Source organism: Nocardia sp. NPDC058497 (assembly GCF_042720195.1).
GTDB lineage: Bacteria > Actinomycetota > Actinomycetes > Mycobacteriales > Mycobacteriaceae > Nocardia.
The window spans coordinates 1-1,467 of sequence record NZ_JBHXMY010000942.1; the positions used below are offsets into that span (position 1 = coordinate 1).

Below are 1,467 nucleotides of genomic sequence, written 5' to 3' on the forward strand. Positions count from 1 at the left end.
GGTGGCAGTGTCGCTCGGGGCCGCGCGCGTCGAGCAGATGCGGCGCATCGACACCGCGGTCTCCGAGGCGCTACCGGTGCCGTCCTCGGCGACGCCGCCGCATACCGAGACGGTCGCCATGGCCGTGGCGCGGATGGCCGACTACGCCGCCCGTCTCGACCGACGCCACACCCCGACCAGCCTGATCGCGACGTGGGGGCCTCTGTTCGAACTGGCGCGGGCTCTAGACGGTCTCATCACCGACCTCACCGCGGGCCGGCGACGCGTCCCGCTGAGTATCTGGTGGGCCGGTTTCGGCGCAGCGGTCCCGGCACCGGAGCACCCATGACACCCCTGCGGGTAGCCGCAGCGCTGACCAGCAGCGTGGCCGTGCTCGTCGTGGCCGCGCCCGTTGGCGCAGCACCCACCACGAACCCCAGCCCGGCCCCGGTGGTGTCGACGTCATTGTCGATCACGGCCTGTCCCGCTCTCTACGCGTTCGGAGTGCAGGGCACCGGGGAATCCTCACCCGATGCCGCGCCGACGACCGATACCGGGATGCTGTCGGTGGTGTTTCGGCCGATGATGGCTGCCGCATCCGGCCGAGGTCTGGTCGATCGCGCCTACGTGCCTTACCCGGCAGGGTTCGGTGGCGCGGTCGGCGCCCCAGTCACCCCGTACACCGAATCCGTCGCCACCGGTGTCCTCCGGCTGGAATCGATGATCCACCAAGTCAATTCAGCGTGCCCGCAGACCAGGATCGCGATCGTCGGCTACTCCCAGGGCGCACACGTCGCCTCGATCACCGCCCAAGACATCGGCGCCGGAACAGGCGTCGTCACCCCGGACGTAATCGCCGCAGTCGTGTTGATGGCCGACCCGACCCGTAACCCGGGCGCAGGCTTGTTCCCTGGCACCGATGCCACCACACCGGCTCCGGTGCCGGGCACGACCGGCACCCACCTGGCGAAGCTGCCCGCCGCACCGATCCGGTCGGTTGCCTCCGGCGGCGGGATCGGGCCGACCCGCGACATCGCCACCGACTACGGAGCACTGGTTGGGCGGGTCGCGAGCCTGTGCGTGGCAGACGATCTGGCCTGCGACACTTCTGCGGGTTCGGCGATCCTGCGTGCTGCGGCCGGGGTCGCCTCGCAGTCACATCTGTCGACTGGTGACCCGGTCGCCTCGCTGATCTCGGTCGGCCAAGCCCTGGCCTACACCTCGATCAAAGCCGCAACCACCACGGTCGACGAAGACATCTCGGGGACCTCGCCGGCCGAGGTGGCGATGTCGCCGACCAAGTCGATCTCCCAACGCCTGGCAGACGCCTCCGATCCTCGAACTCCGCTGGATATGAACGCCGCGCTGGCTGCGGCGATGCGGGTGGGCACCATCGGGCTCAACGCGGTAAAGCTCGTCGCCGCGTCGATCCTGAACCCGGCCACCCTCACCCAGCTCTCCACGGTCGCGTTGACCAAACCGGGGGCC

At 69.9% G+C, this 1,467-nt stretch carries 1 protein-coding gene and 1 pseudogene; both read left to right on the top strand.

The genetic code is table 11. The features are described from left to right. Positions 1-328, top strand: a pseudogene (locus ACFWPJ_RS32665) (hypothetical protein); the annotation flags it as partial. Continuing rightward, positions 325-1,467: cutinase family protein (locus tag ACFWPJ_RS32670; RefSeq protein ID WP_378857352.1), on the top strand; the 1,143-nt coding region annotated here is incomplete at its 3' end. The pseudogene ACFWPJ_RS32665 and the gene ACFWPJ_RS32670, both read left to right, overlap by 4 nt.